Consider the following 25,500-nt stretch of genomic DNA (forward strand, 5'->3'; position numbering starts at 1 on the left):
CTTTCAGCGGAGAATCGCAAGCATGACCGACACCTATTCAGACTTCACCACTGGCCTCGAAAGCCCTGCTAACGATGCGTTTGAGATCGTCCCTGATGATGCATTAGATTTGCCCGTGGTGACACGCGCACTCAACGTCGCGACCGAGGGGCAAATCCGGGTGACGACCAATTCTGGGCAAACCGTGACATTGTTTCTGGTCGCTGGTTGCGCCTTTCCGATCCGCGTTCGGCGGGTCTGGGCTACGGGCACAATCGCGTCCGGCATCGTCGGGATGTACTAATGAGCTGTATCACCTTGAGCATTGGACCTACCCTCAATCCGACAAAGGTTACGGGCGATGCGATGCCTCTTCCGACCATCCTGACGTTAGGGGGACCGGCGACCTTCACTCTCGCAGATGGGACAATCGCAGGTATTGAAATTGACGGCGTAACGTTTACGAGTGACGTCGACGGTCAACCTTTGATGACGGCGGCGTTGACCGCAGGTCCAATTTGCTTGGCCCGCCCCGTCATCGACTTAGACGCACTGACCGTCGGGGATATCATTGGTTTTGAACGCGGTATCTGGATATTCGATGCCGATGGTGGTCTGCCTGTAATGTCGCAGGAATGGTATCTGGATGGCGCGACCACGTTAATCACATCAGCCGGTCTGACCACGGTTGCCCCTGGTTCCCTAACGGTTCAAGAAACCGCCACGCAGGCCAGTCTTGGCAGTCGCACCGCCGTATCAACCGCCAGCACAGTGGCCGCCGTAACTCCAACCCGCACAGTCGCAGATGTCATCGCAGATCATGGCGGAGACTACTTCGATTTCGCCGATCTTAGCCACATGTATCAAGACAGCGGATCGACCCTTGTTGATACGGACGGGCAGAATGTGACGCAGGTCAATGGGCAAGCCGGCGCCATCATACTTGAAGCAGTCGCAGGTGGATCGGGCGTTACATATGATGACACGTTTGGGGGCTTGGATTTTGACGGTGCAAGCCGTGGTTTACGCACCAACTCATTAGCCATTGGCGCGGGTTTCACCACCGTTGCACGAGTCAATTTTGATGATGTTTCCGGCAATCAACCTGTTGCGCATTACCTGAGTTCTGCCGGATCGCGTGTGTTTGAAATGAGGCTTAACGGAGGGGATTTGCAAACCGCTGCATTTAACGCCGCAGACGCTAGCACGTATAATAACCACAATGTGATCGTGCCCATAGGCGTGCCGCAAACTATAGCATCGCGTGCAGATGAGGTGTCAGGCGAAGTGATAGGACAAGTTGACGGGGCGAATAGGTCAACCACATCACTCGCCCTCCCACTTGCGGCCTTTGCCAATGAACGCATCACAATCGGGTGGCGTGCAGCCACCTATCTTGACGGTCAGATCAGTCGGCTCGTATTGATCCCTGTAGGATCGGTGAGTGACCATGACCTAACGATCCTCGAGGAATGGGTAGGAGCAGCGTAATGTTGATAAGTATATCAGGAATCAATGATGCGGGCGGTTTAACTGCGCAAGAAGTAACGCTGGCGAACGCCGACATAGCACCGACAACCAATCATGTCGGCTACACCTACCGGACCCCCGAAGACGAAGCCGTAGGGATCGAGGTCACAGTTTACCGAAGCCAGTTAGGCATCGCACCCGAATTAATCCATTACGAAGTGACCGATTGGTGGGGTTTTGACACGCAGGGGCCGTCGACCGGCACTGTGGACCGCCGCCAACACGACCTTGCGTATATGTGGGACATGGGCCTGCCAGGGCAAAAGTACGACACAGCGCGAAACATCCTGCCGATTTGGCAAGAAGCCAACAATCCTATTGGGCATCGCGCAGTGGCATTGCGCGCCGAAGGTTCGGCGGAATGGTCGGTCACGGTGTTGGAAAAACACTCAAACAAGAGTGTTTTGATTACAGGTACTGACCTTGTTGGGGGCGAAACGGATATGTATTCGCAGGACCGCATTCTGATAGTGGATGACACCGGCGCCGGTGACTTCACTACTTTTGACGCTGCTATCGCTGCAACCTACAAAACAAATGTTCCACACCTGATCATACTTGAAGACGGGCAGAGCCATACCTTGGCCGAAACCACACTAAACAGAGATTTTCCGTCCTTGCGGATAAGAAGCCGCAATCCGGGTGGTCAAGCAAAGCTAATACAAGCCAGCGATAATTCTGCCGTCGGTTTTTTGTTCACCGATTACGACCAGCAGAAACTCAAACAGTTTGAACTGATTGATCTCGAACTAACTGGTCACTGGGACAGCACAACGGAAACGATGCAAAACGGCGCGCTCCAACCTGCTGATTTGATCAAGTGTGCAGGTTCAGCACCTGCTTGCCAAACGATCCTGAACTGCAATGCATCCGGCTGGAAAACAGCCACGCGCGTGGCGTCAAATGATGGCACACTTTTTGGCGTCTACGGAACCAAAGTAACAAACTGGCAAGACTACGGCATTTATGACTCTCACACTTCTAATGTGTCGTGGAGCAGGACAGCCATCGTCAACAGCGAGATTGCCCAGCATCCTGATGCGCTGTGCGGCGGGCCAAAATCGTCTCAGCCATGGCACAACACTCACGGGCCATACCGCACCCCCAACGGCAGCGTAATGTTTTACGCATCCTACCTTTTTGCGCGTAATGGTTGGTCCGCCAAAGACATCGACGGCGATGCGGATGATAGCTTAATGTGGGACCCGAACCCGTGTATTCGGTTGGCCCAGAACGGCGCACGTGGTGCCACCGCAATGCTACGCTGTTGCACCCTTGAAGGCGGCGGATCGATCTTTGCAATCAAAGGGGCCAATGGGACACGCGCTGATCGTCCAGTCAATATCGTACTCGGTCAATTCCTTGCGGTTATGGGACCGCGCACACGCAACCTACTATCGCTTGGTTATTCGGGTGTTACGATTGAAGCATTCCAAGCCATCCGCACAGGTGGTTCCGTAATTACCGAGCACTTCGACTACCGTTCTATGCTGTTTCATCTTAACACAGATACTGACAACAGTACGGTCGATCCCGACGCGCTAAGTGAACGAGTGAGGATGCGCAATTGGACCTATTTGAACCAACGTAGTGACGCCGAAGCCAGCGGCGGAACGTCTAACACAGGGACGGGCTTAAGCGCCTTGGACTCTGCAGATTTCACTGATCTTAAAGCGACAAACTATGTTTTGCATTCCACTAATGCTGTAAAAGCTCCTGCTGTGGACTTCGCGCCCGTGAATCTTGAACCGCTGACCAGTTTTGAAACCTCAGAACGCGGCTATCGTGATGATGCGGGCGATCCTCAGCCAAGCGTGCTATGGATTGGGGATGAGGCTCAATTTGTCGCAAATAGCGGATCACCGAAGGGCAGCATCGTTTTGGCTGTTCCACAATATCCGTCAATTGCGATTGGTGGAGCAAATGCGCAAGCATCAGACGAAACAGCCGTCTATGATCTGTTCAAGGGTCTCATTGACCCAAATGAGCCAGGCGATAGCGGGTCTATGGTTCTGACGCCATAGACTTATTGTGATCGCCGCCATAAGATTGCCCATGTCCCCTGACATTAGGTGGGGAAGATATTTCCAAAAGGGCCTTTGGCTTGTCCGAACAATTTTCCAAACCGCGTATTGCATATTTGACGTCCGAATATCCGGCCGTATCCCACACCTTCATCTTACGTGAGGTTGAGGCTCTTCGCCGATTGGGCCGCGATGTGTTGACCTGTTCGATCCGCCAAACAGGCCCCGAACATCATCGCGGACCGTCCGAACAAGCCGCCGTCAAAGACACCTTCTATGTCTTGAAATCAGCAAAGTCTCCGCTGAATTTGCTGGCCAGTCTCGCCTATGGCCTGTCACGCCCCAAACAACTCTGGAACGCCATACGGTTGGCATTTTCCACCCGGCCTGCTGGCATAAAGGCGCTGATCTATCAGATGATTTATCTGGTTGAAGCACTTGTTCTTGCCCGACACTTGTCGTCGCAGAACATCCACCACCTTCATAACCATTTCGGCAATTCCAGCTGCACCGTTGCCATGCTCGTCAGTACCTTATCGGGCATTCCGTTCAGCTACACGATGCATGGGCCATCAATTTTTTTCGAACCCCGTCGCTGGCGTATCGACGAAAAGATTGCACGAGCCCAGTTCGTGGCCTGTATCAGCCATTTCTGCCGGTCACAGGGTATGATTTTCGCTGACCCCGCCCATTGGGACCGCATGCGCATCGTCCATTGCGGCGTTGAACCTGCGAAATACGCGGAACCGCGCACCGCCCCACAGGGCAAGACAATGATTTTCGTAGGCCGCTTGGCCGCTGTCAAAGGTGTACGTGTCTTGATCGAAGCCTTTGCCGAAGTGCAAAAAGCAGACCCCGAGGCACGTTTGGTTTTGGTCGGGGATGGACCCGAACGCGGCGATATCGAATCCTACATCGCTGAACTTGGGTGCGAAGACGGCGTGCGTTTGGCCGGATACCTCAGTCAGGACGAAGTAGCCGAAGAACTGCGCGCGGCTGATCTGTTTGTGTTGCCAAGCTTTGCCGAAGGCGTCCCTGTTGTGTTGATGGAGGCGCTTGCATCTGGCCTACCTGTGATCGCCACGCGCATCGCTGGAATTGGCGAACTCGTCACGCCCGGTGAAACAGGTGAGCTTGTGGCACCCGGCGATGTCGCGGGCCTGACCACGGCCATAACAACGCTTTTGAACGATGCCGACATGCGCAATAAAATGGGCGAAAATGGCAGGATCAGAGTTGAAGCGGACTACAATATTGACCGCGAGGCCGCGTGGCTGGATCGTCTGGTCACCGATTTGAATGAAACGCCGACCCTGCGCCCTTAGGCGGACAACTTATGGGCTTGTGCGTCCTCTTGTTCGGAAATGGCACGGGCTTTGCCCACCACCAAGGCTCGGCGTTGGTAGGACCGAATAAAGGCTACCAATTCGGGATCATCCAATTGCGGATCACGGCGCAACATGGCCCCGAAATATCCCTGTAACATCGCCAACCCACCCAGAATATAGGGTTTAATCCGCGCCTTGTTTACAGCAGACGCCAACATAAATGATGGTGTCGTACCCATGAAATACTGACCGAACCCATGGCGGCGGCGGCCTGTCCAGATGCTCTGCTGGCTGGACCCCATCGGGCGCAAATGATCAAACCGAAGCTCTGGTGCATCATCGCTTAATGCGCGCCACCCAAGCATCCGTGCTTTATGGCAATCAATCCCATCCCACATTACCTGTCGGATAAATCCGCCAATCTGTTCAAAACAGGACACCCGGTAAAACTTAGTCATGCCCAATGACATTTCATCGCTGATACCTTCACTCACCATTTCACCGGTGCGGCTATCTTTGAAATAGGCTTTGCCCGAACAGGTCCCGATGCGCGGATCAGCCTCCATCATGTCGATTAGACCTCCAAAATATCCTGTCGGCAGATCAAGGTCGAGGTCAAGCTTACAGATGTAAGCGTAATCGGACGGTATGATTGTCTCATACCCTACGTAAAAGGCATCAATCACGCCGGGACCAACGGCGCGATGGCCGCGATCCGGCTTTGCAACGATGCGAATCCAGTCATGTTTAGCCGCATATTCAGCAAGAATCTGCGGCGTTTCATCTGTTGATCCATCGTCCACAATCACCCACAGGCTTGGCGTGACGGTCTGCGCCACGACGGAATCTAGCGTGCGACGCATGAATTCTGCCTCGTTGCGGCAGGGTGAAATCAACGCATAACTGCGGTTTGGAATGGCCTTATTCATAGGTATTAGTTGAATGATCGGCCTCCTTTTGGCAAGAGTATGGAGAGGCAGATCAGAGTTAAGATGCCCGCTAGGATGGTTTCGATGTCGAAAGTTGCCCCAAACGCCACACAATCCGTTGAAATCGTGACCTGTTCGACGGCGTCCGATTTCGAATTGTTCGCGCCTCTTGCGGCATCCATTGACAAGCATGTTGACGCTGATGTGCATCACAAAGTTGTCGTGCCGCGTGCTGATTTGGCGATGTTTGCTCCCCTCGCGTCCGCGCGACGTTCTGTAATTGCGCAGGAAGACCTCCTGCCCTCGCGCCTGTTCAAATCCCCTCCTTTTCTTAAACACCTCGCGCGACTGCGCGCCGGTTTCCGGCGGCCTTTCTATCTGACGTCCAAGGCACAAGTCGTTCGCGGTTGGATGTTGCAGCAATTCCTGAAAATTCACATGACACAAACATCTGACGCGGCTGCCGTTCTGCATGTGGACAGCGATGTCTGTTTCGTGCGCCCGTTTTCCGCAAAAGATGCGTTTGCTGACGGAAAAGTCACGATGTTCTGGGTCCAAGGCAATACCCGCAACCCCAAACACAGCGATTGGGTCGAAGGATCGTGCAAATTCCTTGGTGTGCCCACCCCGATCGAGCACAAAGCACACTACATTGAAAACTGCGTGATGTGGAGCACAGATGTCGCCCGAGCGATGGTCAAACGGATCGAAGACACCCATGAAAAGACCCTGTTCGATGTGATTGTCGAGGCAGAAACCATGTCTGAATATTACCTCTATGGGTTGTTTGCCGATCTATTCCCGGACGACGCTCCTCTTGCTCGCGAACCTGTTTCGTATTGCAATTCTTACTGGCCCAGATCGCCCGGCGCCGCTGTCTCCACCGAAGTTTTCATGCGCCGCTTGCAGCCCAAACACTGTGCAGTAGCCGTCCAATCAACGCACAAACTGGATATCGAAGATCGCCTGAAATTATACGCGGCACTCGACGATGCATTAGCCATAAGTTGATCATCTGGCGACAAACCTGTCATCAAGCAGGTTTTGTCGCTGGATGGGGGGGCAACTAGCTAAGTTGTGATTGGCTCAAGTCCTTAATCCCAAACATTCATTTCCCAAAACTCGCCGAATCCTGTATGAAATACTGGATTTCATTTATGCGGTTTTTTAGCGATGGCTCTTTCTGACGACATTCCTTCGAAACATAATGACGGCCTTTTGCGAGGGTTCGCCACGTGGGGGCTGTTCTGGCTGTCCATCGCGATCATCGGTGCGTTCGCCTTTTTCGCTGATGGAATCGAAGCTCTTTTCGACGCATGGCAATTGCCCGAATACAGCCACGGTCCACTCATTCCGGTTCTGTCTGGATTCTTGTTTTTGAAACAGCTTAAAGACGTTCCAGTACGGCAAGGCCAGCTGCCTCGACGGTGGCCTGGTGTCGCGCTTATCTTGTTTTCATTGGTATTCGGCTTGTTAGGAAAGCTTTCGGGGATCAATGATCTTGTCGCTTATGCGTTAATCTTATGGGTCGGCGGCATCTTGTTGGTCAGCTGGGGCTGGGACCAAGGTAAACACTTTTGGGTTGGCGTCGTCCATCTTGTTTATATGCTGCCACTGCCGGGAGTTGTTTACTATAAGATCACCACAATTTTGCAGGCGATTTCCTCTGAGTTGGGTGTCTGGTTCCTTGCGTTGTTGAATGTACCTGTGTTCTTGGACGGGAATATCATCGACTTGGGTGTGACCAAACTGCACGTTGCTGAGGCCTGTTCCGGCCTACGCTACATGTTCCCGATCATGTCATTCTCGTATATTTTTGCGTGCCTTTATCAGGGCCCACGTTGGCACAAGGCCGTTCTGTTGCTCTCAGCCGTGCCAATCGCGATCTTCATGAACTCCGTTCGCATCGCGGTCGCTGGCCTGATTGTGCAGTACTACGGGCTCAGCTGGCTCGAAGGGTTCTCGCACTTCTTTGAAGGCTGGGTAATCTTCATCGCCTGCATCCTAATCCTGTTTGGTCTGGCGATTGTAATGCTGCGCCTGAACCCAGCAAAACCCACTCTAAGCCAAGCGTTGGATATCGATTTCGACGGTATTATGCCGCAGCTGGCCCGCCTGCGTAACACTTTTCCATCAAGATCCATGATTACTGCGGCTATATTATCGGTTGGGGCCGCCCTTGTTTGGTTTGTCGCAGAACCCGACAGAGGCTCCCTAGCACTTGAACGTGATCCTTTCACATTATTCCCACGGACTTTTGACAGCGGCTGGCGCCAAGACGGCGCACGCCAATCTCTGCCCAACAGTGTCTTGACATCCCTAGGTGCTGACGATTTTCATCAAGTGGACCTCGTAAAAGAGGGCGCTGCGGCCCCCGTTGGCTTGTTTATGGCCTGGTATGATGACCAAAGCACCGGAGGCGTTCACTCACCCGAGATCTGTTTGCCGGGTTCCGGTTGGGAAATCGCATGGTTGGAACGCACAGATATTTCTGCCCAGATGGATTTAGACACGCCGTTCAACATCAACCGCGCGATCATCCAAAAGGGCGAAGTTCGCATGATGGTTTTCTATTACTTCCAGCAAAAGAACCGCACTGTTGCGTGGGATTTTGCAGCGAAGATGTACCTGATGATCGACGGTATTCGCACGGGCCGCACGGATGGTGCCCTTGTTCGGCTGACCACTCCGATCTTGTCTGATGAAACCGACGCTGCCGCTGAGGCGCGCTTGATGGAAATGCTTCAATCCGTTCAGGATCCAATCCCGCGATTCATCCCACTCTAGGCGGAACGCAGATTGCATGGAAAAAGCTCCTTTGCCAAATTGGTATAGGAGCTATTCTACTTCAAATTTGTGAGTGCTGCTTATGCGAACGGATCTTTGTAAATCCCCAAACGCTGCTTCAGAACAGCCCATAAGAACGGCGGTTCATGGATAACATATCGGTGGAACCGTGCACGTGGTTCTTTGAACAGCCGGTACAGCCATTCAAAACCCCATTCGGTTATCCAAACAGGCGGACGTTTAAACGTACCGCTTTCGTAATCAATAGTCCCACCCAGCGGCAGCCACAGCTTGACCGCCGGCATCTTATGGCGATGTGCCATAATGAACTTTTCCTGACGGCCACCCGCCAGTCCAACAACACACACCGTCGCGCCGGACGCATTAATTGCATCGATCATCCGTTCAATTTCTGCAGGATTAGAGTCGAAATCAAAGGCAGGACTGTCCGTGGCGACGACCATCTTACGTCCGACTTTTCGATTCACGCTCTCAGCGGCCAAATCCGCAATTCCAGGTTTTCCACCGCACAAGAAGATGGTCATAGATGGATCGTTTGCATACCGCGTATAAAATTTCGGGAAGTAATCAGACCCAGACACTCGTTCTTTGACCGGCGTTCCCAACCACTTGGTTGCGAAAAACATGATCTGGCTGTCACAGGTGACCACATCGAATTCGTCCAACAAGTCGTAAAAAACGCGATCACTTTGCAGCTTCATAATCATATCGACGTGCAACGTCAGCATGACCCCTTCGCGGAAGTTTTCAACCAGATCATCCATTGAAATGTCATGCACGTAGGCATTTAGCATCGCAACACGCGACAAGTTACCTCGGTTAAGCGATCCTTCCTTGACCGTAGTTGGTTCGGGTGTCGTTATCATGTTAAGTGTCCTGTATCCTGTCTGAACGCGGCCCAGTGGCCGCGAAAAGCTCAATATCTCTGGCGTAATATTCTACGATAAAACTTTGGATATCATCTGATTTCCCAATCTCGGTGTCGATCGATTGGACTCGCGGTGTCGTCAGCGCCTTCATGGCTACCCGGCGAATAGAATCAACCATCCCAGCTGGCGCACGCGCCTTGACGAAATCCTTTGCCGCAATCGCCGGGCCAGCCATCCACGGATAACGGAATGTAACCGTCTTGTTGGAATGAAAGTCCTCAACCAACGGCGCGTCCAGTCGAGACGAGAGATCGCGGAGCAAAAACCGCGTATCCGAAATTCTGTAACGGTTGCGCACGATAGGTGCACCGTCTAATTCGACAAACGAAGATTGCGGAATAAAATGGCTAAATTTATGGTGTAAGTGGTCCTTACGATCGCGAAGGTGGGTGATGACGGCATCGACCTCGGCAATAACGTCCGCAGGTGTAACCTGATCCACGCGGCGCCCATGTATTTGACGGAAACGCTGGGCAATGGATGATGCAAACCGGTCAACCGGATCGCGCAAGATTGCGTAGCCTTCCAAAGACGAAACAAGCGAAAACGCATCTGGGAAATACTGCTTCAGCATGCCAAGAGGGACATGCGAGCTATCATAAAAACCCAGTTCTTTGTGCTGTTTGGTGCCCAGAAATTTACCTTCAAAATGATCGAGAGGCTGAATCTGATCACGTACGGACGACCCACCATTCTTCGGGATATGCATAAAGAAAAAACCGGCGTCTGGACAGGTTATCATGACGTCCCCATATACTTATCAACCAGTGCCTTAGTGCCTTCGATGTTACCGCGGGATGACGCGCCAAACACAAGGCTTTCAACGCCGGGCAATTCGGACAACCAATGGATCGCTTCATCCGCTGGAATGGCGCCGGACGCGTAAACGGACATTGCGACCGCTCGCACTCGTCCCGATTTCAACGCGTCAAGATAGGCATCAAAACCACCAGACATGCGGAACCCGATCTTGTTAATGTTGGAACAGATGATCGGCTTTTCGATCCCCTGCCCTTCCAGCACCTCAAGCAACATCGGCATGTTCATGGTGATGTAGGCCGGCTCTGCGTTGTATTTTTCCTTTATGTGATCGTGGAACACGCGGAACGCGGAATGGAACCCCATGCCCATCAGCAAATCGGTAAACACGTTTTGAATAAAGACGACGGGTGTGTTCTGGCCACGGAACATCTTCATTTCCATGTCGATCAACACCCGCGCGATCCCGTCGACATCCTTCGTCGCGAGTGCCTTAGTGCCGGTAAGTGCCGTTTTCAGCAGGCCGTCATCGGGCATGAAACCTGTCAACGCGCCAACCATTCCCTGTTCTGTCACGGCGTTCGCGTATTTATGGGCGTAGGGCATGCAAGGGTAATAGGTGAACCCTTCCCACCGTTTAGGGTCTTTCTTTTGCGCCTCAACGATCTCTCCAATGCGATCGTGTGTGGTGCACATGAATGTGCGAATGCCCGCGTCATAGGCAGACCCCAGAACAGACAGGATTGCATCCGTTTCCTGAAAACGCATTGCCTGCGCGCGTGCTTTTTCCTCGGACATGTGGTTGATACCGAAAAATTGGTTGTCGCCGAAAAGTAACTTATCCATCATCCGCTCCCCTTAACGTCTCAACCAACCGCGCTTGCGCGGCTCTGGCTTTACTGGTGTCGGCGCTTCACCCACTGGGTGCCCCGTCTCGGCGTTTTCAATAATCATCGCCATGGTGCGATCTGTTTCAGCGGCAGAGCGGAACGTATTTTCCTGAGCCTCGTCCTTGCCCGCAATTGCGGCCTCAACGAAACGCGCGATCTGGGCGGAGTATTCTTCACCGCGCAGATAGAACCATTCATCCTGCGTTAGCTCGGTCGTGTATTTCACCGACCAGCCCTTGCCGTAATCCGGCAAGTTTTCGTCTTCTTCACGCAGATAAACCTGACACTCTTGACGGTCCGCATAAGCGCGCCCTTTGGTGCCCATAATGGTGATCTTGGTGGACATCTTACGGTGGCTTTCATCCGACCAGTTCACCGAAAGCTGTGCGACAGGTCCATTATCAAACCGCATGGTCGACATCACCTGATCGTCTGTTTCTTGCGAAAACACATGGCCCAGATCAGATCCCATCACCTGCTTTGGCGTGCCAAAATACCAATTCAACAGATTCAGTGGGTGCGCTGCGTAATCATATAAACAGCCACCACCCTCGGTTTTATCCGTACGCCACGTAGCGCGTTTGGATCGCAATACAACAGGGCCATAGGCCTCAGCGATGACGTGAGTGATACGCCCAAGCGCACCACTGTCCACAATCCGTTTCAGTTCAGCAAAAGCACCCACATGACGATAGTGATAGCCGACGCGATTGACCAAGCCTTTTTCTTCGGCCAGATCGGCAAGCGCGACACTGTCTGTCCAATCAAGGCAGAACGGCTTTTCGCAAAAAACATGCAATCCACGTTCAAGGGCAGTGCGCACCATCGGCGCGTGCAGCTTGGAAGGGGTCGCGATGACAACAGCCTGCAATGCCTCGTCCGCCATTAGGGCATCGAACCCTTTAACGACGGGTGCAGCGATGTTCTTGGACAGAACGTCCGTAATAAATCCTGGCTGGTCGCACGCCAAAGTGTCGGTCAACGGGTGCGGGTTCACCATGGCAAAATGGCTTAGTCCCATTTTACCTAATCCCACTACGCCAATGCGCAAACGCTCACTCATGCAAAAAGCTCCTTTTTCATCGGTCCGTTTAATACTTTTGGTCATTCAAATCGTCAGGGGATCGATGACCGATAATTGCGAAAATAAAAAGGCCACCAGCGACCATAATTACGATTAACGCCCAAATCGAAAAAAACGGCAAGAAATAGCTGTCCCCAATAAGCTGATGCCGTCCTAGATATCCAATCCGGTTATGGTCTTTACCCGTGCGCGGTCCAGTTCAAACCGTCCCGCGACCTCCTCAAATCCCGTGATCTCAACCGCGATATCCTGCTTAAGGAAAGGCGCAATCAACTTCTTTTGGAGCGCTTGGGGCACGGCGCGGCGCAGTCCAGTTTCCACCCAAGGCGCGCGACCCCGCAATGATTTCAATGCGCGCCCCAATCCTGTCGCGCGGTGTGCGCTGTGTTTAGCCCCATCCTGCTTGGATGCTGGCGGCGGAGGAGGAGGCGCAATGCCAAGATGTTGCGCCGCAACAGCACTGACCGCCGCCGGATCAGCCGTCAGATCCTTAAAATCAATGAACAAGAACCGCTCAATATCAAATACTTCAAGATAGCGGTCAATCTGATCGGCGTATTTGCTGGCCAGTTCGATCATCGGGTCAGCGTCCAGAACATCAGTCATCGACACTGGGCCTTTAGGTGCATCCCCATAGCGCAACCGGTGTTTATATGCCGATACCGCGCGCGCGACGGGATCGCGCAGGATGTAAATCAATCGCGCTTCAGGGTTCAAATCCGCAATACGCTGGGGCACGGGCGCTGTGATCCCCGGTGCGTCGGCATCCCCTAAAGCGTGGGCTGGACGCAGGAAACTATAAGTAGTGGACGCATCGAGCAGAACCTTCGCGTCAGGATTTGAAAAACACGCAGCATACCAGTCCGGGCCACGGTCATACTGGCCGGTCAAGTATTGAGGCTCTTTCGGATTGGACACGCAGACATCCGGTGATTGATCCAACAGAGCGGCCAATAACGTCGTGCCCGCCTTTTGCGCCCCGATCAAATAGGCATTTGGGGCTACGGCCATGGCAAATTCTCCGATCCGAGGGCAATAGTATGGGTGCGCCGATACCAATATACGCCGCCCGCAGCTTTTGCACCGCCAAGCGACACTGATTACTGGATTTTTGCGGCACACTGTGCTTTCTACCCCGCAGTGCACGTCAAACAACCCCTTGTTTCTGCGGCACTCTGGATCAAACAGCGGATGATACTCTGCGGATGAAATATCGCCCCGAAATTGATGGCCTACGGTCGATCGCAGTTATTCCTGTGATCCTGTTTCATGGCGGGTTCACGCTATTTTCTGGCGGATTTGTAGGTGTGGACGTGTTCTTCGTCATTTCAGGGTATCTGATCACATCGATCATCCTGAAAGGTCTAGAAGACGGCTCGTTCTCTTTAATGGATTTCTATGCGCGGCGGTGTCGCCGTATCTTACCCGCGCTGTTCTTTATCATCCTTGTCACATTGCCCTTTGCATGGGTCTGGATGTTGCCGCTGCAGTTCAAAGACCATGCACAATCCATGGTCGCGGTGACTGTCTTTGCCTCCAACATCCTATTCTGGATCGAAAGCGGTTATTTCGCCCCAGCGGCCGAGCTTAAGCCCCTGTTGCATACGTGGTCCCTCGCGGTTGAGGAACAATACTACGTATTTTTCCCGCTGATCCTGATGCTGTTCTGGTTGCGATCGCGTGTGGTCTCGATCTCATTATTGGCTTTGATCTTTATCGCCAGTTTACTGGCTGCCGAATGGGGCTGGCGCAACGCGCCCTCCGCAAACTTCTACCTGCTGCCGTTTCGAGCGTGGGAATTGATGATGGGCTCACTCACAGCAATTTGGCTGTTACGGCGCGGTGCGGACGCGCGGCCTAACAATGCGTTATCAGCCATCGGGTTGGCGATGATCCTTGCCTCGATCTTTGTCTATGATGGTGAAACGCCCTTCCCGTCCCTGTATGCATTGCTGCCTGTGGCAGGTACGGCAATGGTGATTGCGTTTGCAGGAACAGGCACAGCCGTCGCCAGCCTGTTGTCGCGTAAGGCCTTCGTTGGCATCGGGTTGATCAGTTACTCGGCCTATCTATGGCACCAGCCGCTCTTTGCCTTTGCCCGTTTGGCCGACAGTGCCGAGCCGCCCCACTGGCTGATGGCGACCCTAGCGGTTGCGTCCCTCGGACTGGCAGTGTTGACGTGGCGCTTTGTTGAACGGCCATTTCGCAAACCTCGGGCTGGCGCGGGGCGCACGTTGATCGCAGCTGGAACAGCGTCTGTCGCGATAGGTATAAGCGGGGCTATGCTGTCGACCGTTGAATGGCAGCGCAATTTCTTTATCCGCACCCTACCCGACGAAAACCAGCCTTTGCTTGCCCGCATTGAGCAAGTGCGCAGTGAACATGCCTTTTCACTGGATCGCCCAGATCAATGCCTATTTGTCCTTGAAGACATTACGCCAGACCTGCGCGACCAATTTGACAAGTGCGCCGCCGAACACGGACCCGCTATTGCCATCCTCGGCGACAGCCATTCGCGCGATGTATTCAATGCCGTCGCCCCACTATTAGATCGCAGGTTCGCAATTCGCATTCCGCAAAAAGACTGCCGCCCGCATATCCTCGGGTCCGTGTGTGAAATCGGTCATGTCGCCGACGTGATCGACACTTTCGGCGATGACATCAAACATCTGTTTTACGTACAGGCAGGGTTCTGGCTGTTCCTTGATAAAAATGGCGAAGAGCTAGATCGACTTTTGTTTGGCGCAGGCCGCGACATCGAAAACCCGCAACTTGATCTGGCGGCAATCGACCGTACATTGCCGATCCTGCAAGGGATCAATGCCGACGTGCCTGTCACATGGATCGGCCCGCGACTGGAACCTTATATGTTCTGGGATGAAATGCTCGGGCAATCCTGCATCGGCGTGCAAGACCACCTGCACCTACGCCCCGGCCATCGCGAAGCCTTCGAAGCGCTTAACGCCCACCTCGCACAAGCAGTGCCTGCCGCTGGTCTGGGGTTTATCTCCGAGATGAAGGCCGTGAATTTTGATCCCGCGACCGAGATTTACAGCTGCGATCAACTCTATTGGTCTGACAGCGATCATTGGAGCAAAGCTGGCGAAGACTTGTTTGGCCCTCGATTGGCCGACGCACTCAACGCCGTTCTGGCGACAGACTAGGACTCCGGTTTTGCTGGCTTCTTTGTTGTGTCAACACGAGGACGCGGGTCAATCACTGTGGCGAAAAACCAACCCGTGATGAAACCGCCAAGGTGAGTTTCCCACGCCAATTGACCGTCCATTGCCCACCACAAGACCAGATTCAAACCGATCAGCAACACGATAGCTTGCGCGATGGGCCACAAGCCCTGCTCTGCGCTGAACCTGTCCATATACGTCCATGCCAACAGTCCACCCGCCAATCCGAACAAGGCCCCGGATGCGCCGACCATCGGCTGGACACCCGTGCTTAACAACGCATATCCCGCCGCCCCTCCAACAACGGCCGCCGCATACAACAGCACAAATCCGCGCCCGCCAACCCGTTTGATCACCGGTGGTGCCAGCGACCATAACGTCACCATGTTAAAGACCAAATGCGCCAGACCGCCGTGCAAAAAGCTGTAGGTAACGAACATGAACCACGGTTGACTTGCGTAGTTCGGGTTCCAATTGTCCAGTAAGCCAGGCCAAAAGCCACCAAACTCATATGCAGTCTGGCGCAGACGTTGGTTACCGATCAGGCCCCAATCGGCCAACTGCAAGGAAAACTCGATCGCAACACACAAGGCAACCAAGGTGATAACGATCTGGCGGCGAACAACTACGGACGCCATCCGACCGAGGTTTCCAACCCAACAAAAATTTCATTTTCCCGCGTCGACGCTGAACCATCTTCATCGACGAAAGAATGGGTCAGTCGCGTGGTCAGCGCCCAGTCTTCGGTCAGGTCATGACTAAAGCCCACGCCAAGTTCCAGTCGAGACGTGTCTTCATTCGCACCAAGCACATCAGTAATCTGATAGGTCAGGTTCGATGAAATACGTGACGTGTTATTTAAATCACGACGCCAGTTCAACCGCAGGCGGCTGTTCAGGGTTTCATCCCCATCGGTATCCGTGGCGAACCGTTGATTAAACGAAACCGAATAACGGCCGTCACGCAATTCTTCGCCGTAATTCAACGTAAGCAGCGGGCGCACGCGGTCTGACTCACCCTCGGTCAATCCGACATCCGCGCGCCATTCCCCGCGTCGCGTTTCAAACGATGTGCCAACAGTCGCGGTGGTCCGGCGACCAGATTCCGTCACATCGGATTCGAGCGAGTAGCGCAAAGACCCGTTCGGGCGATCTTGCGTGATGTTGATCCCGTAAGAAAGCCCGTCTTCGACGGTTTCCGTTCCGCCGTTTGTAACGCTCACGCGGCTCAGCCCGACTGAGAGAGCAGCGTCCAAAGCGGGCGTGATAGCCAGTTGCGCACCAGCAGACAGGTTCTCGGTTACAACATCACGGCCGGTAACGCGGTCCGCGTCCGACAGTGAGTAGCCAAGGGTCGCCGTGATCCGCTGATCAATCTCGAACCGCAAGTTCACGCTGCCTGTATAGGTCTGTAAATCCACCAAAGACGCACTGGTCGTGTCTGTGTAATCCGTTTCGCGGTACCGCAAATTGACCGTCCCGCCAAATCGCGCCTCGCGGCCAAATGTCAGGCCGACCCCACCGCCAAAATCTTCGCGGGTGCCGTCGTCCAAAACCAATACACCGGGCGCGTCATCGTCTTCAACAAAACTGTCGGCATCAGACTGACGATAGGACAGATTGGTTGTGATAGCTGTTTGGCGGCTTTGGATTCCATACGATAAGGCCACGCGCGGGTTTTGGATTTCCGCCGAAATTCCGTCGTCAAAGGATTCTTCAATCGCACCACCGAGAGTAAATTCGAAGTCCTGCGTCCGCGTAGAGCTCTGCAATGCGAAACCAAGGTTCGTGCGACCTAGCACGCCATCCGTGTCGGAATACGTTAGCCCTTGGGAAAAGGTCAGTGTAGCCTCAAGTCCCGCCGCGTCTTGCGCAGACGACGCACTCGCATATAGGGCAAAAACCGCCCCAACAGCCAGCGCCCCGATGGCGTTGTGTTTCCCCCCCAGCATCATCGGTTATTCGAACAAACGCCGCTCGGGAACTACGATCACGTCGCCCTCTTCCATCACGATGTTGTTTTGCAACGCGGCCCCATCAAGGATGGCGCGGTAGTTGATCTCAAACAGGTGAGTTTGGCCGGTGTGTTGGTCAGTGCGGCGCAGTTGCACGCGCTTGTCTGCTGCAAAACGGGTCAAACCACCTGTGCGGGCCATGGCCTGCAAGAACCGCGTGCCAGGTGCCACCGCCACTGTCCCGGGAGAGTTCACCTCACCCAAGAAGAAAATTTCGATCGTCGGGTCGGGCGCAGGGGCCATGATAACCGGAGCAGGTTCATTGCGTTCACCGGGCAAGACCGCCACAAACACATTTGGCACCGTGGCAAAGTTCGGCGCGATGGCGGCCCGCAATGTGGCCTCAACTTCACCGACCGTGCGGCCCGCTACGAGGACCGTACCCGCCAGTGGGAAACTGATGCGCCCGTCGCTCAGAACAACCGCAGAGCGGTTCAATTCGGAGTCTTCAAGAACTTCGACGACCAGAGTATCGCCAGCCCGCACCCGATATTCGCTCTGTGCAATTGCAACAGTGGCCGTCAACACGGCCACTACCGCTAAGATCAACGTTCTAATATGTCCCATGGATTGTCCGCCTTCATCCCGTTTTCCCGCATCATCGTTCAAAACGACCCAATAGAGAAGGCCAGAAACACCGGACCCGCCCCAAAGGATTGGCCTGTAGTTTTGGCGTCACGCCCTATTCGGCCGCGGTTTGGCTCGCTTCAATTTCCGTCAGGCGCTCACGTGCTATCCCAAACTGGGATCGCGTGTCACCGACCCCCGCCCCGTCTAGCGTCACACGGTACTGTACGGCCGCTTCTTCAAGACGGCCGGTAGCGTATAGCGCCTCGGCCAAATGGAACTGAACAATTGGATCAGTAACCAACCCAGCTGCGGCAGCCTGAAGATAAGGCAGTGCGCCTTCAGAGTCCCCACGACGGTGCGCGATCCAGCCATAAGTGTCCTGAATAGCCGCAAGGTCAGAATCTTGGAACCGTCGAGCGATCGTCCAAGCCCGATTCAGGCTTTCTTCATCATCACGATACGTCGCAAGAAGACTGGCGAGGTTATTGGCTACGATAAGGTTGTTCGAGTCCAACTCGTACAAGTCTTCGTAGATATCTATCGCGGCGTCGATGTCGCCATCCGCCTCAAGATAGGAAGCAGAGGCCCACAATAGACGTGGATCATTTGGTGCTTTAACCAATGCTTCATCAATCGTCGCGCGGGCCGCTGCAGGATCACCATTGCGTGCGTGAAGCCCTGCGATCTCAACATATAGGGCGATTTCTTGTGGGAAATCTTCTAGCAATGCACGGTAGATTTCCATCGCGCGGTCAAATTCGCCAGCAACTGATAGCGTTGTAGCAAGTACCATTTTCACCGCAGGCAGGTCTGGCTCATCTTCGACCAAGCCTTCGGCCAGCTCAACAGCGGCTTCCGTGTCACCCATAGAAACACGCGCGCGCAGCAACAAGATACGCGATGCGATGTCGGCATCGGCGCTATCTGCGAGGGCCTCTAGATATCCGATGGCTTCTTCCGCACCAGCCGTCTCGTTCAAACGCGCCGCTTCAAGCTGGACAGCCATACGATTGGACTCGTCACTATCAATGCGCCGCAGGGTTTCGATCACCTGCTGCATCCGACCCAAGTCTTCCATACCAAGATAAAGCTGTGCGGCCGTGCGCAGGAGTTCGAGGTTATTGGGTTCGATCCGCAAGGCAGGCAACAAGACGTCCTCGGCAGGCAAATATCTTTCTTCGGAGATCAACTGTTGGGCGTAGCGCACGGTTTCAGTTGGCGCGTTACCTGACGCCTCTACTGCAAGCGCAAGAAAGTCCCGCGCCAAATCTACGCTGCCCGCCCGTGTATAAGCTCGTGCCATTAGGCTCATCGCATCCGGATCGTTAGGTTCTTTATCTAAGGCTGTGCGCAATGCAGCAATCGCAGCATCCGTATCGTCCGCCTCAATCAGCCAGCCCGCATTTAACTTCAGCGCGCCCACTTGGGTGGCATCATCCAGCAGCACAGTTTCAACCAAAGACCGCGCAGCCACCTCGTTGCCTTTTACCAACAACATCTGCGCCAAAGCCACTTTCATGGTATTCGTCTGATCAGATGCTTCTGCATCTTCAATTGCAGTTTCAAGGTCATCGATCGCCTTGTCGACGTCACCCGTCGTGAAATCTAAAGACGCGCCCAACATAATGAACGGGTACGGGTCCTCTTCGTTTTCAATGGCATCCAAGATTTCAGTACGCGCTTGATCCACACTGCGCAGTTCCGTCAAGAACCGGATCAAATCAACGCGCGCGCCGGTTTCTCCGTCAGGCGCCTCGTCTACGAGTTCACGCAAGAAGCTCTCTGTCTTGTCCAATTCGCCGCGTGACAAGAAATAGCGGATCAACAATTGCTTTTGCTCATCGTCATCGGGGAACCGATCCACCAGATCGATCAACTGGGCTTCGATTCCAGCCTGATCGCCAATCGCAATCAATACCTGAAGGCGTTGCAGCCAGTATTGCTTAGTATCGGGAAAATCTGCTGTCATCCCGTCCAGCATGCTTAGCGCCTGCGTCAATTCCTGTTCGCGCAACACGTTATCCAACAGCAACTCGCGCAGAATTCGGCTCTCACTATCATCCGCGACCAAAGCTTCCGCGTTTGACACGACAGCGGCGCGGGCAATTTCGTTTTCGTCCTCGAGGGCGGCGCGATAATCAAGGGCGGCCGAAATGGCTTTGACGCGTGGCTCATCTGGGCCCAATTCTCGGGCGACTTGACCATGGCGGCTCAAACCTTCCCAGTTGGCAACGAAAAACGACATCTCTGCCACTTCTATACGCGCCTTCAAATCTTCGGGGTACTGTTCAACAATCCGCAAATATTGATTGTAGGCCTGCTGCGGGCGCCCGCGTTCTTCCAAGAAAATTCGCGCCAGTTCGTGGCGAGCTTCGAGGTGGTTGGGCACCAAAGCAAAGACACTGCGCAATTCAACAATCGCACGATCCACATCGCCCTCTTCCAAAAGCGATAGCGCACTTTGAAAATGTTCCTCTGCGCGTTCCTCGGCTGTGTCACAGGCCGCAAGGAAGAGGGTCAGAATTAGGGCGGATAAGAATGAAAACGATCTACGCAAAAGAGAAAGCCTCAAATGAAATTGGGTTTTGGCAGCTGTCTGAAATAGATCCACCAAACATGGCTTATATTAAGCGTAAAAAATCTAATAAAAGCAACAGTAGATCGGTTAGACACCCGTACCACGAAGAACAACTCCGACTGTTTGCGCCAACACTCGCACGTCTGTCTTCAGGGTAACGACTTTGTCATAGGCTTCGTCGAACATCACGCGGCTAACGAAATTGCTTTCGTTGCGCTTGGACACCTGCCACAGGCCGGACATGCCCGGACGCAGACGGTAATATGCTGTGCCGACATACTGAGACTTCTGCTCAGGCATCATCGGACGTGGGCCGATCAACGACATTGTTCCGTTAAAAACGTTAAATAGCTGTGGAAGCTCGTCTAAGGAAGAGCGTCGCAAGAAACCACCGATCGGCGTGATGCGCGGATCATTTGTAAGCTTTTGCTTCTCATCCCACTCGGCACGGGCTTCGGGATTGTTTTCAAGGTATGTTTCCAAACGCTGCTTGGCATTCGGCAGCATGGTACGCAGCTTCCAGATTCTAAAGATTTTGCCGTCCAGACCGATACGGTCCTGCGTATAAAACGGCGACTGCCCCGTCACGAGTACAGCGAGCGCCAAAATTGCAATCACTGGAACCGTAAACCATGCAGTGGCCAACACAAGACTAAGATCGAGAATGCGTTTGCCCACCTTGCGGTAAAGTGTGGGCCGGCTCGGCTTGGAAACAGGTACAGGCGCATTGGCCTCATCCCGCGGTCGCAGGTCAGTTGAATAAGTTGAATAAAATGACATTCGCAACTTGCGGCGAAAAGGCCGCACCCCCTATTAAAAAAAACCGCCACAAAAACGGGCTACAAACAGCGCCGCCTGGCGATCAGAACGATCTTTGGCAGTCAGGAAATGATTAACACATTATTAACTGGCGTTCAAAGTATGGAATCCCGTCATCACACGCCGTTCGTCACAATAAGTAGGAATCCGCCTCTTTTTTGACCAAGTTGCAACCTAAGATTGATGTCAACAAACCGACACGCCGTGACATTTGCGTTTTTTGGGGGTCTTTATCTCCAAAACCGAAACAATTAATCAAATCCTGCACAAATCCTACAGATACTTTGCGAATCGGTCGCCTAACCTCGTAAGGCAGTTTACAATCTGCCCTCGACATATTTGTGCCGCTCGACATATTTGTGCCATACGCCGATTTTAGATAACTTCGACCTTTAAACCTTGGAATTTCATTTGTTTTCCCGTTTGTTTCATTCGTTAGTGCCGACCTTCGGAGCCCCCCTATGAGCGCTGATCTTTATTGTGCACATTTTGGATTTTCGACGAGGCCGTTCTCGTTGTCGCCTGACCCGGACTTCCTTTACTGGACCCGGTCGCACAAGCGCGCCTTTTCAATCCTAGAATACGGGCTGGTCACTAAGGCGCCTCTCACCGTTGTTACGGGCGAAGTAGGAACAGGTAAGACGACCCTGATTCAGGCCCTGCTGCGCCAGATAGAGGGTGATTCAATCGTCGGCCTGATTTCAAACGCGCAAGGCAATCGCGATGACTTGCTGCGTTGGGTTCTCAATGCCCTCGACATCGATCTGAACGGCGCAGACAACTACGTCAGCCTTTTCCAGCGGTTTCAGGATTTTGTCATCAACGCCTATGCGGATGGCAAGCGTGTGATCCTGATCATCGACGAAGCTCAGAACCTTGGAGCCGAAACCCTCGAAGAATTGCGTATGCTCACCAACATCAATTCCGGCAAGGACGAACTACTACAACTGATACTTGTCGGGCAGCCGGAGTTGCGTGCCATAATCGAACGGCCAGAGCTGCGCCAATTCGCGCAGCGGGTCACATCCACCTATCATATCAACCCACTGGATCGCGCGACGGCGACCGAATACATTCGTCACCGCCTCCTGTCGGTTGGTGGGCATGGTGATGAAATCGATCAAGCCGCGATCCAGAAAATATGCGAATACGCTGGCGGGATCCCTCGGGTAATCAACAAGATTTGCGATCTCGCTTTTGTTTATGCCGCAAGCGCCGACCAAACACATGTTGGCTTAGACACTATTAATGAGTTGATCCGGGATGGTGTGATCTTGCAGACCTACACCGGTCCCTTGTTTTTAACTGAGCGTGTAGATACGCCCAAAAAGGCTGCAGAATGAACTTAGATCTTCGTTTTTATTGGAAACTCCTGCTTCGACGTTTCCCGATCATGGCCCTTCTCTTCACTGTTTCGACAATGATGGCGGCCTTCACAGCCATGCGTATGCCAGAAACGTATTCGACATCGGCCCGCCTGCTCGTTGAAGAACCTCAGATTCCGGCCAATATGGTCGCCTCTACCGTGCGTACCGATGCCGTCGAACAGCTCGACGTGATCCAGCAACGACTTTTGACCCGCGCAAACTTTATCGACATCGCAAATCGCTTTAATGTGTACGAGGATCTGCGCACCGCCGAACCTGATGCCATAGTGAACCGGATGCAGCGCGACACCGAGATCCGCCGCACGACGGCGCGCGATCGCGCGACTGTTATGACGATCTCGTTCACTGGCCGCGAAGGCCAGATCGCTGCAAACGTAGTAAATGAATATGTGACGCTCGTGCTTGAAGCCAACGCCAGCTTCCGCATGGGTCGCGCAGAAAGCACACTGGAATTCTTTGAACAAGAAGTCGAACGGCTCGGTCAAGAGCTCGATGCGCAGAGTGTGCGTATTGCCACTTTTAAAAGCGAAAATTCCGACGCGCTACCTGAAAACCAGACCTTCCGCCTTGGCCGTCAGACTTTGCTGCAGGAACGTCTGGCCCGTATGGAACGGGACCTGCACATGACTGTCTCGCAACGCGATGACATTGAAAGTATTTTTGAGGCGACCGGACAAGTTGGCCAGCGCTCTGAACAGCAGCGACCCATCTCAAACGAGGAACGCCAACTGTTAGTGGCACGTACGGATTTGTCTAGAGCACTGGCCACCTACACTCCCGAAAACCCTCGCGTCGTGCGCCTGCAAGCCATAGTTGACCGCTTAGAGGCGATCATCGCCTCACAAGCGGCTGCGGTTGCCGTTCCCGGCGAAGAAGAAGACGGCGCGATGTCCGCCGCCGAAGCTATGTTCCAAGCCACGATGATTGAAATCGAAAATCGCATACAAACTATGCAAACCGACGTCGAGGAAACAAAAGAGCAGTTGGACACACTTGAGCGGTCTATCGCGGCCAGCTCTGTGAACGGCTTCGAATTGGCTGCTCTGCAGCGGGACTTTGAGATTATTCAGACCCGTTACAACGCCGCTGTCGTGAACCTGAACCAAGCCCAAGTCGGTGAGCGGATTGAAACTACGGCCCAAGGCCAGCGGATTACCGTCATTGAAAATGCCAACGCGCCTCGCTTACCCTCTGGGCCGGATCGGCCTCGCGTCATTGCCATGGGTGCGGCACTGGGTCTTGGTATGGCAGGCGGGTTTTTCGTACTTCTTGAGTTGCTGAACCGGACAGTACGCCGTCCTGCGGAACTTATAGGGCGTTTTAATGTCACACCGATTGCCACCATTCCTTATCTGGAAAGCCGCGGCCGCCGCACGGCTCGTCGTCTCGCCCTGGTTATTGGGACGCTGATAGCCGTGATCGGTGTTCCGTTACTGCTGTGGTACATCGATACAAATTACATGCCACTTAATACACTGGTTCAGCGTGTTCTTGCGCTGATGCCTTTCTAAGGAGGCGAAGGGACGACATGGAAAAATTACAAGCCGCTCTCGATAAGGCCCGCAAGACCCGTCAGGAAAATGGCCCCGAAAGCCCTCGCGCGCCTGCAAAACCTACACGTGCCGCCCGCTCTGGCGACGTTGAAGACTTGTGGCAAGCGCTCCCCGCGATCCAGATCGATGACCGTACCCTTGAAAAACACCGTTTGGTAACGCAGGTCGCTAACACAAAAGCGACGCCTTTTGATATCCTGCGCACCAAGGTTCTGTTGCAGATGCGTCAGAACGGCTGGAAGCGGATCGCGATCACATCACCCATGCCCAACTCCGGCAAGACGACAACGGCATGCAACCTCGCGCTCAGCTTAGGGCGCCAAAGCGATCTGCGCTCTATGGTGCTGGATTTCGACCTGCGCGATCCGTCGGTAAAGACTTTCCTCAATCACACACCTCAGATTGGCCTCGGCGACGTCATTTCTGGCAACGCGGAGTTCGCAGATCAAGCCGTTCGCATCGGGCCAAACGTTGCCTTCTCCATGGCTAATAAACCCGAAAGCGACCCCGCTCGGCTGTTATTGGCGGAAGAAACAGCTAATGTGATCGACCGCATCGAGCTGGAATACAAACCCGATGTGATGATCTTTGATCTTCCATCTATGTTGATAAACGATGATACCCGCGCTTTCCTCAAGAATGTTGATTGCGCCTTAGTCGTCATCCGCGCCGGCAAAACACGCTACAAGCAGTTTGATATAAGCGAACGTGAAATCGCCGAGCAGACAAATGTTGTCGGTGTTGTGCTGAATGCCTATCAGCACGCGGATGTCGCCAAGTCTGGCGAATAACCGTCCCCTAATTGCCTGACCAAACAGCGAAGGACGCTGAACCGCACCGTTTGCGGCAAATAAGTCATGCACAAAATAGGCAAACCTCCGCCTTCTGAATGCCTTTCAATCGGCAAAATGGCGGAAATACGGCAACGTCAACCTATTTGGGTCGGCGGGTTTCTACCTGAACCAAGCGGCCAACCGCCAATAAGAACAGGGTTAACAGCGCCCTGTTTACGACTTTACGGGTCGCCGTCACTGCTCGGCCCCAATTCTTAGAATAGTCTTAATTCAAACCAACTATTGCTCCGTTATCGAACGACAAATTCCTTCGAAATGAACTTTGAACTCCCTCTTCAACCC

At 53.6% G+C, this 25,500-nt stretch carries 21 protein-coding genes; 10 read left to right on the forward strand and 11 right to left on the reverse strand.

The annotated features are described in order from the left end of the window. Nucleotides 1–22 precede the first annotated feature (22 nt). The 4 genes from L0666_RS16890 (at nucleotide 23) to L0666_RS16905 (ending at nucleotide 4,858) form a co-directional block, all read left to right on the forward strand. Complete coding sequence (locus L0666_RS16890) at nucleotides 23–283, forward strand: spike base protein, RCAP_Rcc01079 family (protein WP_235262575.1); 261 nt, start codon at nucleotides 23–25, stop codon at nucleotides 281–283. Further along, complete coding sequence (locus L0666_RS16895; RefSeq protein WP_235262576.1) at nucleotides 283–1,470, forward strand: hypothetical protein; 1,188 nt, start codon at nucleotides 283–285, stop codon at nucleotides 1,468–1,470. Before L0666_RS16890 ends, L0666_RS16895 begins: the two co-directional genes overlap by 1 nt. Next, on the forward strand, nucleotides 1,470–3,533 hold the full coding sequence (locus L0666_RS16900) for a hypothetical protein (protein ID WP_235262577.1): 2,064 nt from the start codon (nucleotides 1,470–1,472) through the stop codon (nucleotides 3,531–3,533). The genes L0666_RS16895 and L0666_RS16900 overlap by 1 nt, the downstream gene beginning before the upstream one ends. Nucleotides 3,534–3,613: 80 nt before the next feature. After that, nucleotides 3,614–4,858 carry a glycosyltransferase family 4 protein gene (locus tag L0666_RS16905; protein ID WP_235262578.1) on the forward strand — a complete coding sequence of 415 codons (1,245 nt, stop codon included), beginning with the start codon at nucleotides 3,614–3,616 and terminating at the stop codon, nucleotides 4,856–4,858. Here the strand turns inward: L0666_RS16905 and L0666_RS16910 are convergent. Next, nucleotides 4,855–5,790 carry a glycosyltransferase family 2 protein gene (locus L0666_RS16910; protein WP_235262579.1) on the reverse strand — a complete coding sequence of 312 codons (936 nt, stop codon included), beginning with the start codon at nucleotides 5,788–5,790 and terminating at the stop codon, nucleotides 4,855–4,857. The two genes, L0666_RS16905 and L0666_RS16910, sit on opposite strands and share 4 nt — an antisense overlap. Nucleotides 5,791–5,874: 84 nt before the next feature. On the opposite strand from L0666_RS16910, the gene L0666_RS16915 reads away from it, so the two are divergent. Together L0666_RS16915 and xrtD are read left to right on the forward strand one after the other, a co-directional pair. After that, the gene (locus L0666_RS16915; protein WP_235262580.1) at nucleotides 5,875–6,801 is read left to right on the forward strand and encodes a DUF6492 family protein; all 927 of its coding nucleotides are present in this window, start codon (nucleotides 5,875–5,877) and stop codon (nucleotides 6,799–6,801) included. 162 nt (nucleotides 6,802–6,963) lie between these two features. Continuing rightward, nucleotides 6,964–8,577: a VPLPA-CTERM-specific exosortase XrtD gene (gene xrtD / locus L0666_RS16920; protein ID WP_235262581.1), complete on the forward strand. Its 1,614-nt coding sequence runs from the start codon at nucleotides 6,964–6,966 to the stop codon at nucleotides 8,575–8,577. A gap of 80 nt (nucleotides 8,578–8,657) precedes the next feature. Here the strand turns inward: xrtD and L0666_RS16925 are convergent, their stop codons facing one another. The 5 genes from L0666_RS16925 to L0666_RS16945 form a co-directional block, all read right to left on the reverse strand. Continuing rightward, the gene (locus L0666_RS16925; protein ID WP_235262582.1) at nucleotides 8,658–9,464 is read right to left on the reverse strand and encodes a WecB/TagA/CpsF family glycosyltransferase; all 807 of its coding nucleotides are present in this window, start codon (nucleotides 9,462–9,464) and stop codon (nucleotides 8,658–8,660) included. A 1-nt stretch (nucleotide 9,465) separates the two neighbouring features. Then, entirely contained in the window at nucleotides 9,466–10,269 is an 804-nt protein-coding gene (locus L0666_RS16930; RefSeq protein WP_235262583.1) for a sulfotransferase family protein, read from the reverse strand. After that, on the reverse strand, nucleotides 10,266–11,135 hold the full coding sequence (locus L0666_RS16935; protein WP_235262584.1) for a hypothetical protein: 870 nt from the start codon (nucleotides 11,133–11,135) through the stop codon (nucleotides 10,266–10,268). The genes L0666_RS16930 and L0666_RS16935 overlap by 4 nt, the downstream gene beginning before the upstream one ends. A 9-nt stretch (nucleotides 11,136–11,144) precedes the next feature. Beyond that, on the reverse strand, nucleotides 11,145–12,239 hold the full coding sequence (locus tag L0666_RS16940; protein WP_235262585.1) for a Gfo/Idh/MocA family protein: 1,095 nt from the start codon (nucleotides 12,237–12,239) through the stop codon (nucleotides 11,145–11,147). Between the two features lie 174 nt (nucleotides 12,240–12,413). Further along, nucleotides 12,414–13,271: a sulfotransferase gene (locus tag L0666_RS16945; protein ID WP_235262586.1), complete on the reverse strand. Its 858-nt coding sequence runs from the start codon at nucleotides 13,269–13,271 to the stop codon at nucleotides 12,414–12,416. A gap of 194 nt (nucleotides 13,272–13,465) precedes the next feature. Here L0666_RS16945 and L0666_RS16950 point away from each other — a divergent pair, with 194 nt between their 5' ends. Beyond that, a complete protein-coding gene (locus L0666_RS16950) occupies nucleotides 13,466–15,424 on the forward strand; it encodes an acyltransferase family protein (RefSeq protein WP_235262587.1) in 1,959 nt (652 codons plus the stop codon). Here the strand turns inward: L0666_RS16950 and L0666_RS16955 are convergent. The 5 genes from L0666_RS16955 to L0666_RS16975 form a co-directional block, all read right to left on the reverse strand. Beyond that, complete coding sequence (locus L0666_RS16955; protein WP_235262588.1) at nucleotides 15,421–16,080, reverse strand: rhomboid family intramembrane serine protease; 660 nt, start codon at nucleotides 16,078–16,080, stop codon at nucleotides 15,421–15,423. The genes L0666_RS16950 and L0666_RS16955 overlap by 4 nt on opposite strands. After that, nucleotides 16,068–17,396 carry a hypothetical protein gene (locus L0666_RS16960; RefSeq protein WP_235262589.1) on the reverse strand — a complete coding sequence of 443 codons (1,329 nt, stop codon included), beginning with the start codon at nucleotides 17,394–17,396 and terminating at the stop codon, nucleotides 16,068–16,070. The genes L0666_RS16955 and L0666_RS16960 overlap by 13 nt, the downstream gene beginning before the upstream one ends. 3 nt (nucleotides 17,397–17,399) lie before the next feature. Then, entirely contained in the window at nucleotides 17,400–18,023 is a 624-nt protein-coding gene (locus tag L0666_RS16965) for a polysaccharide biosynthesis/export family protein (RefSeq protein ID WP_235262590.1), read from the reverse strand. A 115-nt stretch (nucleotides 18,024–18,138) separates the two neighbouring features. Continuing rightward, nucleotides 18,139–20,583 (reverse strand): tetratricopeptide repeat protein, encoded by a 2,445-nt coding sequence (locus L0666_RS16970; protein WP_235262591.1) that lies wholly within the window; start codon nucleotides 20,581–20,583, stop codon nucleotides 18,139–18,141. 108 nt (nucleotides 20,584–20,691) lie between these two features. Further along, nucleotides 20,692–21,384: a sugar transferase gene (locus L0666_RS16975; RefSeq protein ID WP_235262592.1), complete on the reverse strand. Its 693-nt coding sequence runs from the start codon at nucleotides 21,382–21,384 to the stop codon at nucleotides 20,692–20,694. Nucleotides 21,385–21,884: 500 nt separating this feature from the next. Between L0666_RS16975 and L0666_RS16980 the strand changes: the two genes are divergently transcribed. From L0666_RS16980 to L0666_RS16990, 3 genes are read left to right on the forward strand one after another with little or no spacing between them, the layout of a single operon-like run. After that, a complete protein-coding gene (locus tag L0666_RS16980) occupies nucleotides 21,885–22,766 on the forward strand; it encodes an ExeA family protein (RefSeq protein WP_235262593.1) in 882 nt (293 codons plus the stop codon). Further along, nucleotides 22,763–24,322, forward strand: a complete 1,560-nt coding sequence (locus L0666_RS16985) for a GumC family protein (protein ID WP_235262594.1) — start codon at nucleotides 22,763–22,765, stop codon at nucleotides 24,320–24,322. Before L0666_RS16980 ends, L0666_RS16985 begins: the two co-directional genes overlap by 4 nt. 17 nt (nucleotides 24,323–24,339) lie before the next feature. Further along, complete coding sequence (locus tag L0666_RS16990) at nucleotides 24,340–25,155, forward strand: CpsD/CapB family tyrosine-protein kinase (RefSeq protein WP_235262595.1); 816 nt, start codon at nucleotides 24,340–24,342, stop codon at nucleotides 25,153–25,155. Nucleotides 25,156–25,500 lie beyond the last annotated feature (345 nt).

It is taken from the genome of Octadecabacter algicola, assembly GCF_021532625.1.
Classification (GTDB): domain Bacteria; phylum Pseudomonadota; class Alphaproteobacteria; order Rhodobacterales; family Rhodobacteraceae; genus Octadecabacter; species Octadecabacter algicola.